Annotated in this window: 7 protein-coding genes and 2 pseudogenes; 6 read left to right on the plus strand and 3 right to left on the minus strand. The window is 70.1% G+C overall.

All coding sequences use genetic code 11. From position 1 onward, the window contains the following. Positions 1-753, minus strand: a 753-nt coding sequence (locus G3N98_RS36085; RefSeq protein ID WP_206150796.1) for an AraC family transcriptional regulator, incomplete at its 3' end; no start/stop codon positions are given. 150 nt (positions 754-903) lie between these two features. Between G3N98_RS36085 and G3N98_RS36090 the strand changes: the two genes are divergently transcribed. Continuing rightward, positions 904-2,019: an NAD/NADP-dependent octopine/nopaline dehydrogenase family protein gene (locus G3N98_RS36090; RefSeq protein ID WP_206150797.1), complete on the plus strand. Its 1,116-nt coding sequence runs from the start codon at positions 904-906 to the stop codon at positions 2,017-2,019. Beyond that, positions 2,016-3,026, plus strand: coding sequence for a 3-hydroxybutyryl-CoA dehydrogenase (locus G3N98_RS36095; RefSeq protein ID WP_206150798.1), 1,011 nt, complete (start codon positions 2,016-2,018; stop codon positions 3,024-3,026). The genes G3N98_RS36090 and G3N98_RS36095 overlap by 4 nt, the downstream gene beginning before the upstream one ends. Before the next feature lie 131 nt (positions 3,027-3,157). Here the strand turns inward: G3N98_RS36095 and G3N98_RS36100 are convergent, their stop codons facing one another. Both G3N98_RS36100 and G3N98_RS36105 read right to left on the minus strand, forming a co-directional pair. Further along, positions 3,158-4,495 (minus strand): MFS transporter, encoded by a 1,338-nt coding sequence (locus G3N98_RS36100; RefSeq protein ID WP_206150799.1) that lies wholly within the window; start codon positions 4,493-4,495, stop codon positions 3,158-3,160. Between the two features lie 431 nt (positions 4,496-4,926). Next, positions 4,927-5,817 carry a LysR family transcriptional regulator gene (locus G3N98_RS36105; RefSeq protein WP_206150800.1) on the minus strand — a complete coding sequence of 297 codons (891 nt, stop codon included), beginning with the start codon at positions 5,815-5,817 and terminating at the stop codon, positions 4,927-4,929. Between the two features lie 101 nt (positions 5,818-5,918). Here G3N98_RS36105 and G3N98_RS36110 point away from each other — a divergent pair, with 101 nt between their 5' ends. The 4 genes and pseudogenes from G3N98_RS36110 to G3N98_RS40425 all read left to right on the plus strand — a co-directional run. Then, a complete protein-coding gene (locus tag G3N98_RS36110) occupies positions 5,919-7,472 on the plus strand; it encodes an AMP-binding protein (RefSeq protein ID WP_206150801.1) in 1,554 nt (517 codons plus the stop codon). Between the two features lie 11 nt (positions 7,473-7,483). Further along, the gene (locus G3N98_RS36115) at positions 7,484-8,671 is read left to right on the plus strand and encodes an acyl-CoA dehydrogenase family protein (RefSeq protein WP_089457681.1); all 1,188 of its coding nucleotides are present in this window, start codon (positions 7,484-7,486) and stop codon (positions 8,669-8,671) included. Continuing rightward, positions 8,668-9,567, plus strand: a pseudogene (locus tag G3N98_RS36120) (CoA transferase); the annotation flags it as partial. The gene G3N98_RS36115 and the pseudogene G3N98_RS36120, both read left to right, overlap by 4 nt. After that, positions 9,549-9,688, plus strand: a pseudogene (locus G3N98_RS40425) (DJ-1/PfpI family protein); the annotation flags it as partial. The pseudogenes G3N98_RS36120 and G3N98_RS40425, both read left to right, overlap by 19 nt.

Here is a 9,688-nt window from a genome sequence, read left to right on the forward strand (position 1 = left end):
TCGCGGCGCGACGCCCGCGACGGCCGCCAGCGCGGCGAGTGCGAGCGGTTCGCCGAGGTGCGCGTTGACGTGATCGCACGCGCGCCGCACGTGCGCCGGTAGCGGCGGCGTGCCGCGCGTGAGCGCGTCGCTGTACGAATGCGGCAGGTGCGTGAGCAGCAGCGACATCAGCCACGTCGTGAGATCGGCGCCGAAGGTCGCCGCGGCCGTGCCGAGGCCCGGCTGCGCGCCGAGCCGGCACAGGTATTCGAAGGTCGGCAGCAGCAGCGCGGCGCCCGCGCCGGTGCCACCGGCCGCGAGATCGAACTGCAGCGGCCGCGTGAGCGTGGCCTGCAGCATGTCCTGCAACTTGCGTTCGAGCGCGCCGCGTTCGAGCCGCAGCACGAGGTTGCGGCAATCGGGGCTCGTGCTCAGGCGGCTCGCGAGCGCCGGCGACGACACGGTCAGCTCGCCGGGGCCGGCTCGCGCGACGACGCTGCCGGCCTGCAGCTCGCATGCACCGGCGAGCGTCAGCCTGAACAGGAAGTGCTCGGCATCGTCGCCGAAGTCGATGTGCGTTTCGCGGCCGTAGCAGAGTTCAAGCAGCGCGCCGTGATGCAGCGGCACTTCGTACAGCTCCGCATGAAACGGATCACGGCCGCGCGCGGCCATCCGGTGCGGCCCGAGCCGGTGGGCGACCGCGCGTTCGACTTCGTCGGGGGCGTGCAGCGTGCCGAGCCGGTTCGGCGCATGGCGTGACAGGGCGATATCCATTCACGGACCTCGTAGCGGATGCGGCGGGCGCGGCGGCATGCGCATCGCCGCGATTGCGTTGCGCGAACGGGCGTGCCGTTGCGCGTTTTGAAGCGACGCGGCGGGGGCGGCCGCGTAGTCTCGGAAACACTCAATCACCGGGAGAAGACGATGAAGGTATGTGTTCTGGGCGGCGGCCACGGCTGCCATGCGGCGGCGATCGACCTGCTCGAAAAGGGCCACGACGTGACGTGGTGGCGGCGCGACCGCGAGCCGCACGCGCGGCTGCGCGAGCTTGGCGTGCTGAACGTGACCGACTATCGCGGCACGCGCGCGGTGCCGCTCGGCGACGCGCCGGGTGCGATCCGCCTGACCGGCGAGCTCGCGGCCGCGCTGCGCGGTGCGCAACTCGTCGTGGTGCCGCTGCCGGCTACGTCGCACGAAGCGCTCGCCGCGCAGGTCGCGCCGCTGCTGGAGGACGGCCAGGTCGTGTTCCTGCCGCCCGGCACGTTCGGCAGCTTCGTGTTCGCGCAGGCGGCGGCCGATGCCGGCAACCGTTCGCGCGTCGCATTCGCCGAGACGGGCACGCTGCCGTACCTCGTGCGCAAGCATGGCGATAACGACGTCGTGATCAGCGCGTACGCGACACGCCTGCCGACCGGTGTATTTCCCGCGAATGTGGCCGGCTGGGCGTTCGACGTGCTGCGTGCGGGCTATCCGTCGGTCGAGCCGGTCGAGGATGCGTTGTCCGGTGCGTTGATGAATGCGGGGCCCGTGATCCATCCGCCGCTGATCCTGATGAACGCCGGGCCGCTCGAACACTTCGACGCATGGGATATCCACAACGAAGGCACGCAGCCGTCGATCCGCCGCGTGACGAACGCGCTGGATGCCGAACGCATCGCGGTGCGTGAAGCGCTCGGCTACCGTGCGCCGCATTTCCCGCTCGCGGATCACTACGCGGCGGAAGGCGACGAATGGATGTACGGGCGCGGCGCGCACGGCAAGCTGACCGATAGCGGCGACTGGCGCGAGAAGATCGATCTGCGGTCCCATCGCTACATGCTCGAAGACACCCGGCTCGGGCTGTCGTTCATCGTGTCGTGCGGGCGCTGGGCCGGCGTGCCGACGCCGGTCGCGCAGGGGCTGCTGAGCATCGCGAGCGCGGTGGCGGTGCGCGACCTGTATGCGGAAGGGCGCACGCTGGAGCGGCTCGGGATCGCGGCGCTGTCGAAGGACGCGATGCGTGCGCTGCTCGACAACGGAGTCGCGGGAGTATCAGCATGAGCGCGGCCGCCGATGTGGCGCGTGTACACGTGCTCGGCGCGGGACGCATGGGGCAGGGGATCGCGCTCGTGTTTGCCTTTGCCGGAATCGACGTGACGCTGATCGACTTCAAGCGGCGCGATGCGGCTGGCCAACGCGCCTTCGACGATCGCACGCGTGACGAGATCGCCAGGCCACTGCATGCGCAGGTTGCGCTCGGACGCATCGATGCCGCGCAGGCCGATGCGGTCGTCGCACGCATCGAGATCGTTTCCAGGGATGGCGCGGCCGAAGCCGTGAGTGATGCAGAGGTCGTGTTCGAGGCGCTGCCCGAAGTGCTCGACGCGAAGGCCGACGCGTTGCGCTGGCTCGGCGAGCATGTCGATGCGCGCGCAACGATTGCATCGACCACGTCGACGTTCGTCGTCACGGAATTGCAACGCCATGTCGCACACCCCGAACGGATGCTGAACGCGCACTGGCTGAACCCTGCATTGCTGATGCCGCTCGTCGAGATCAGCCGCAGCGACGCAACGGGCCAGTCGGTGGTCGATGCGCTCGCCGCGCTGCTCGAACGTGTCGGCAAGAAGCCGGTGATCTGCGGGCCGGCGCCCGGCTACATCGTGCCGCGCATCCAGGCGCTCGCGATGAACGAGGCGGCGCGGATGGTCGAGGAAGGCGTCGCAAGCGCGGAGGATATCGACACGGCGATCCGCACCGGTTTCGGCCCGCGCTTCGCGGTGCTCGGGCTGCTCGAATTCATCGACTGGGGCGGCTGCGACATCCTGTACTACGCGTCGACGTATCTGGCAGGCGAGATCGGCCCGCGCTTCGCGCCGGCCGCGAGCGTCGTGCACAACATGGAAACCGGGCGTGATGGCGTGCGCACGGGGGCCGGCTTCCACGACTATGCGGACGTGGACGTGCCCGCGTACATGCGACAGCGGCTCGGCGAATTCGCGCGGCTGCTCGATCACCTGGGATTGGCGCCGGTGTTCGACGGCGGGCGGCGTGACCCGCGCGAGTAGCCCGGACGACCCGGCCGCGTGCGCTCGCGGTGCCACGAAAGCGCGCACGGGGCACCGTGAGCCGGTGTGTCCGACACCCGCCGTCAAGCGCACGGGAACGGAAGCGGATGCGGCCGACGCGTGCCGCACGCTCACACCGTATCGCCGCGCGTGCCGGCGTCGGGCGCGACGCGCGTCTTGCGCATCACGCACAGCGTCGCGACCGTCACGAGGCCGAGCGCAATGAGAAACAGCGAGACGGGCCACGACGCCTGATAGCGCGCGAGCAGCGCGGTCGCGATCAGCGGCGACATCCCGCCCGCGAAGATCGACGCGACTTCATGCCCGAGCGCGACGCCGGAGTACCGCACCTCGGTGCTGAACAGCTCGCCGACGAGCGCGGGCAGCGTGCCGATCATCGCGCCGTGACTCACGGCGGTGCCGACCGTGAGCGCGAGCCACACGAGCGGCGTCACGCGCGTGTCGAGCAGCCAGAAGAACGGGAACGCGCACGCGACGAGGCTCAGCGCGCCGATCAGGTACACGGGCTTGCGGCCGATCCGGTCGGACAGCTTGCCCCACGCGAGCATCGCGCCCATCTCGACGATCATCGCGATCATCACGCCGGTCAGCATCACGCCGTTCGGGATGCCGACGTATTTGCCGTAGACGAGCGAGAACGCGAGGAAGATGTACGCGCCGCCGTTCTCGGCCACGCGCAACCCCATCGCGAGCAGGATTTCCTTCGGATGGCGACGAATGCATTCGACGATCGGCAGGTGCGTGTGCGCGCCGCGCTTGCCGGCCTGCTCGAAGTCGCGGCTTTCCGGCAGATGACGGCGGATGTAGATGCCGATCGCGAAGATCACGACGCTCGCGAGGAACGGCAGCCGCCAGCCCCACGTGCGGAACGCGTCGTCCGGCAGCGCCTGCGCGGCGAGAAACGCGGCCGACGACAGCACGAAACCGCCGCCCACGCCGAGCTGGCTCCATGCGGCGTAGTAGCCGCGCTGTTCCGGCGGCGCGTTCTCGCTGATCATCAGCACGCCGCCGCCCCATTCGCCGCCGGACGCGATGCCTTGCAGCAGGCGCAGCACGACGAGCGCGGCCGGCGCCCACACGCCGATCTGCGCATAGGTCGGCAGCAGGCCGATCGCGAATGTCGATGCGCCCATGATCAGCAGCGTCCACACGAGCGACGCCTTGCGCCCGTAGCGATCGCCGACGTGGCCGAACACGATCCCGCCGAGCGGCCGCGCGACGAAGCCCAGCGCGAAGGCCGCGAACGCGGCGAGGCTGCCCGTGAGCGCCGATGCGCCGGGCGGGAAGAACACATGGCCGAACACGAGCGCCGCGGCCGTGCCGTACACGAAAAAGTCGTACCACTCCATCGCGTTGCCGGCGACGGAGGCGATGACGATTCGGCGCAGTTGCCGGTCGGCGAGCGGCCGGGCGGCGCTCGGGGATTGCACGGTGTCGGTCGGATACATGGCGGACTCTGAAGGAGGGCGGGCGCGTGCCGTCTGTGCAGCACTGCGGGCTAGGGCCTGTTCACGCTAATAACGGGCTTGCGCTGGCCACCAGAAGGGCCGAGCGCAAGGATTGCGACGAAGCGAATACTCGACGTATTCGCGAGGAGCATGACGCGGCGATCGGCCCTTCTGGTGGCCAGCCCCACGAATGAATTTTCTCGAACAGGGGAACGCGCCTTGCCGGCCGTATTGCGGCGTCGATCGTCGCTTGTTTGGCTCGGCCAAACGGCGCTCCTCACTCCTTGCACTACGACCGGCAAGGCGCGTTCGCAAGCCCGTTATTAGCGTGAACAGGCCCTAGTGTTGTCGGCACCGTGCCCCCGGTCAAATCCGCAGAAAAAGGGGAGTGACATCACTCCCGCTGATGATGGTCGCGGCGAGTCCCGCGCCTACCCCACGCTTTCCCGCAGCAGCGCGATCATCCGCTGCGCCAGCGGCGGCACGTACGCGCCGGCCCGGTGCATCGCGCCGATGCGGCGGTCCAGGTCGAGCTCGCCGGCCCGCAGGTCGAGCGCGCGCAACCCGGTCATCTGGTCGAGCGCATCCGTGCCGCCGACACACAGCAGCGGCGTGCCGCGCAACAGCTGCAGCAGCGACGTATTGCCGAAGTCCGTCTCGATCCGCAGGCGCGGCGCGGGCAGGCCCCGTGCGCGGAACGCGTCGTCGATGCGGTGCCGCACGGGAATCGTCGCTTCCGGCAGCAGCCACTCCTGATCGGCGAGATCCGCGAGCGTGAGCCCGCGCTTGCGCTGCAGCGGGTGCGCGGCGTCGGCGAGCACCGCCAGCCGGTCGTCGAACAGCGCGATGGTGTCGAGGCCGGCGTCCGGCTGCTGCGGTTCGGGCGCGACGACGAGATCGAGCTCGCCGGCCGCGAGCAGGTCGAGCAGTTCGCGCGCGAGCCGGCAGCGCAGCCGCAGCCGCGCGGCCGGCCGTTCGCGGATCAGTTGCCGGCACGCCCCGAGCACGAACGCATTGGGCACGGTCGGCGAGTAGCCGATGCGCACCACGCCCTGTTCGCCGCCGCGGATCGCGCGCATCTCCTGCATCGCGTCATCGAACTCGAGCGCGATCCGCTGCGCGCGCGCGACGAAGCGTGCGCCGGCCGGCGTCGGCGTCATCCCGTTCGCGGTGCGCTCGAACAGCGTCACGCCAACTTGCCCCTCCAGCCGCTGCACGGCTTTCGTGAGCGCCGGCTGCGACAGCCCCAGCGCCTCGGCGGCCTTGCCGATGCTGCCGTGCCGCTCGACGGCCAGCAGGTACTCCAGATCGCGCGTGTCCATCGGGGGATTCCTGTCGGTTATGACTTTATATCCGGTGATGCATTGTGGTGATGCCTGGGCATCTTACAGACTGGCGGCACTGTTCGACCAGGAGAATCGTTTTGAGCTTCGCCTACTTCCTGCGGCGCGCGGCCCGCTACTGGGGCAGCCAGCCCGCCGTGATCCACCGCGACCGCGCCGTCACGTACCGCCAGCTCGACGAGCGCTCGACCCGGCTCGCCAACGCGCTGCGCGGCCTCGGCTTCGCACCCGGCACCCGCATCGCCGTGCAGGCGCGCAACTGCATCGAACTCGTCGAGATCGAATGCGCGCTGTACAAGGCCGGCCTCGTGAAAGCCGCGCTGAATCCGCGCTTCACGGCGGCCGAGGCGGCCGACGTCGTCGGCAACTGCGCGCCCGCCGCGTTCATCGGCGGGCGCGGCTACACGGATTACACACCCGATTCACCGGGCTTTTCGTCGGTCGAGCGGTTCGTGTCGATCGGCGGTGCGGTGGCCGGCTATCTCGACTACGACACGCTGGTCGCGAAGGGCAGCGATACGCCGCCCGACCATCTGCCGGCGCCGGACGACCTCGCCGTGCTGCATTTCTCGTCCGGCTCGACGGGGCGCATCAAGGCCGCGATGCAGAGCTACGGCAACCGGCTCGCGTCGCTGCGCAAGATCGTGCTGGGGATGGATCGCCCCGCGCAGCCCGGCGACCGGCTCGCGCTGATCGGCCCGATCACGCATGCGTCCGGGATGCTGATGCAGCCGTACCTGTTCTGCGGCGCGACGCTCGTGCTGTTCGACGCGTTCGAGCCCGCGCATTTCCTCGCCGACATCGCGCGCCAGCGCATCACGCACACGTTCATGGTGCCGGCGATGGTCAACATGCTGCTGAACGCGCCCGAGCTCGCGCAGGCCGACCTGCGCAGCCTGAAGGTGCTCGGCTACGGCGCGGCGCCGATGGCGCCGGCGCGCATCGAGGAAGCGTGGGCGCGCATCGGTCCCGTGCTGTCGCAAGGCTATGGCGCGAGCGAATCGACGTCGGGCGTCACGCGGCTCGGCATCGCCGATCACGCGCACGCGCTGCTGCACGACCGCGAGCGGCTCGCGTCGTGCGGCCGGCCGCTCGGCGAAACCGAGGTGCGGGTGGTCGATGCCGACGGGCGCGAAGTCGAAGGCGACGCGATCGGCGAGATCGTGATTCGCGGCGCGGACGTGTTCCAGGGCTACTGGAATGCGCCGGAGCTGACGCGCGAGGTGCTGGTCGACGGCTGGCTGCACACGGGCGACCTCGCGCGCACCGATCGCGACGGCTTCATCTATCTGGTCGACCGCAAGCACGACATGATCATCTCGGGCGGCTTCAACGTGTATCCGACCGAAGTCGAAGCGGCGCTGTACCGCCACGAAGGCGTGCTCGAGGCCTGCGTGGTCGGCGTGCCCGACGACAAGTGGGGCGAGGCCGTGAAGGCCGTGGTCGTGCTGCGTGCCGGCCGTGACGCGCACGCGAACGATCTGGTCGCGCACTGCCGCGCGCAGCTGGCCGACTACAAGCTGCCGCGCTCCATCGATTTCGTCGCCGAGCTGCCGAAGAACGCAAACGGCAAGATCGCCCGCAAGCTCGTGCGCGAGCAGTACTGGCGCGGTGTCGCGCGCCGCGTCAACTGAAGGAATCCGCCATGTTCGATCATCTGCAACGCCCTGAATTCGTCGCGCTGCGCGCGGCCGTGCTGCGCTTCGTCGACGACGAACTGCGCCCGATCGAGCGCGAGCTGCGGCTCGACTCGGAAGACGTGTGGCCGCGCGACGTGCTGCGCCGCGTCTGGCAACGCTCGGCCGCGCTCGGCTTCTATACGGCGAGCCTGCCCGTCGAGATCGGCGGGCAGGGGCTGTCGATCGCCGAGGTGTGCGCGCTGAAGGCCGACCTCGCCGCGAGCGGCGCGGCGCTCGCGCCGCACGTGCTCGGCGAACTCGGCGGGCCGCCGCGCGTCGGCAACATGCTGAAGTACGCGACGCCCGCGCAGCTCGATCGCTATTTCAAGCCGGTGATGCGTGGCGAGAAATCGACGTGCTTCGCGCTGACCGAACCGCACTCGGGCTCGGACGCGATGAGCATCCGCACCACGGCGGTCGAGGACGGCGATGCGCTCGTGATCAACGGCACGAAGCACTACATCAGCGGCGCGCCGTTCGCGGATTTCGCGATCGTGATGTGCGTGACCGATGCGTCCGCGACGCCGCCGCAGATCACGGCCGTGCTGGTCGATCTCGACCTGCCCGGCGTGAGCGTCGAGCACGAGTACGTGCCGATGTCCGGGCAGCACATCGATGCGGACCTCCGCTTCGTCGACGTGCGCGTACCGCGCGAGAACGTGTTCGGCGGGCTGGGCAACGGCTTCCGGCTCGGCATGTCGCGCATCAACGTGAACCGGCTGCTGCATTGCCCAACGATGCTCGGCCTCGCGATGTCGGCGTACCGGGCGTCGCTCGATTACGCACGCACGCGCCGGCAGTTCGGCGGCCCGATCGCGCGGTTCCAGGCGATCCAGCACATGCTCGCCGACATGGCCGCCGCGCTGTGGGCATGCGAAAGCATGATCGCGCATACGGCCGCGCTCGCCGATGCGGGCGCCGACCTGCGGATGACGGCGGCCGCCTGCAAGCTCTACGTGTCGGAGCGCTGTTTCGAGGTCGCGGACAAGGCTGTGCAGATCCACGGCAACGTCGGCGTCACGCGCGGCCATCCGGTCGAGCAGACGTTCCGCAAGCTGCGGATGTTCCGGATCCTGACCGGCACCAGCGAGATCCAGCGCAACACGATCGCGAAGGCGATTCTCGAGCCGGCCGGCGCGGGAGGCGCTGCATGACGGCCCGCGACGACGCACGTGGCGCGTGGCCCGCCGCCGATGGCGATGCCGATGGCCCCGCCTGGTCGTGCCTGCGCGGCGTGCGGATCGTCGATGCCGGCCAGCTGCTGCCCGGCCCGCATGCATGCGCGTTGCTGCGCCAGCTCGGCGCCGACGTGATCAAGGTCGAGCCGCCGGGCGGCGACGCGTTGCGCCAGTTCGGCGCCGACACGTTCGCGCAGTTCAACCGCGGCAAGCGCTCGATCGTGCTTGACCTGAAGACGCCCGACGGCCGCGCACGCTTTCTCGATCTCGTGCGCGACGCCGATGCGGTGGTCGAAGGCAACCGGCCCGGCGTGATGGCGCGGCTCGGGCTCGGCTACGACGTGCTGGCGCATGCGAACCCGCGCGTCGTGCTGTGTTCGATCACCGGCTACGGGCAGGACGGCCCGTATGCGAACCGTCCCGGCCACGACCTGAACTTCCTGGCCGATGCCGGTTACTGGTCGGTGCCCGCGCAGCTGCATGACACCGTCTCGCGGCCACGCGTGCGGCTGGCCGACCACGCGGCCGCGCTGCACGCCGCGCTCGCGCTGGCGGTCGCCGTGATGAGCGCGCGCGAGAGCGGGCGCGGCCAGCATCTCGACGTGTCGATCCACGACGCGATCTTCGCGTGGACCGCACCGGCCGCCTGGGCGCTGCGCACCGGCCGCGATACGCGCGACACGGCGCGCTGGGTGATGCCCGACAACGACCTGTTCGAGACCGCCGACGGCCGGCACATCGTGCTCGCGACGCTCGAGGACAAGTTCTGGGCCGTGTTCGCCGATGCGCTCGGCGACGCGTATCCGGCGCTGCGGGAACCGCGCTTCGCGCAGCGCGAGGGCCGGCAGCGGCATCGGCACGCGCTGGGCGCGTGGCATCGGTCTGCACCGGCGCGTTCCTGCTCGCCGAGGCCGGCTTGCTCGACGGGCGGCGTGCGGTCACGCACTGGGCGCGCTGCGAAGAATTCGCGGCACGCTATCCGAATGTGCGCGT

The sequence above is a fragment of the Burkholderia sp. Tr-20390 genome, from assembly GCF_017104595.1.
Lineage (GTDB): Bacteria > Pseudomonadota > Gammaproteobacteria > Burkholderiales > Burkholderiaceae > Burkholderia.

Excerpts from the sequence above, each read along its gene's own strand:
- G3N98_RS36090 (WP_206150797.1), top strand. The coding sequence starts at position 904 with ATGAAGGTATGTGTTCTGGGCGGCGGCCACGGCTGCCATGCGGCGGCG.
- G3N98_RS36095 (WP_206150798.1), top strand. The coding sequence starts at position 2,016 with ATGAGCGCGGCCGCCGATGTGGCGCGTGTACACGTGCTCGGCGCGGGA.
- G3N98_RS36100 (WP_206150799.1), bottom strand. The coding sequence starts at position 4,495 with ATGTATCCGACCGACACCGTGCAATCCCCGAGCGCCGCCCGGCCGCTC.
- G3N98_RS36105 (WP_206150800.1), bottom strand. The coding sequence starts at position 5,817 with ATGGACACGCGCGATCTGGAGTACCTGCTGGCCGTCGAGCGGCACGGC.
- G3N98_RS36115 (WP_089457681.1), top strand. The coding sequence starts at position 7,484 with ATGTTCGATCATCTGCAACGCCCTGAATTCGTCGCGCTGCGCGCGGCC.